A 339-nucleotide genomic window follows, 5' to 3' on the forward strand; every position below is an offset into this window, starting at 1 on the left:
CTGCTGGAACAGGCCCAGCGAGTCGTGGTCGTTCATGTCACCGAGGTGACCCAGGTTCTCCAGCTTCGACTCCTGCAAGCTCGTCGCGATCGAGATCACCGCGGCCCGCTCGGGCAGGCCAGCCTTCTTCGTCGCGGCGATGATCGCCTTGGCGTTACCAACCTGCTCGTCGTCGAGGGTGATGCGGGACTGATCGCCCTGAGTGCCGTGCGGGATCAGCTTGGCCGTGTCGGGCTTGTCGGCCTGCACCGCGACCGCGACGGGCTTGGCGTCGACCGGGTTGGCGTGAGCGGCGATCGGACCGGCGAACACACCACCGGCGAACGCGAGACCAGCAAC

The 339-nt window shown here is 67.3% G+C and carries 1 pseudogene; it reads right to left on the reverse strand.

What is annotated here, in order from left to right:
- A pseudogene (locus ACLQ28_RS34575) lies at positions 1–339 on the reverse strand (hypothetical protein); the annotation flags it as partial.

This window comes from Micromonospora sp. DT201, assembly GCF_049841575.1.
In the GTDB taxonomy this organism is placed as follows: domain Bacteria; phylum Actinomycetota; class Actinomycetes; order Mycobacteriales; family Micromonosporaceae; genus Micromonospora.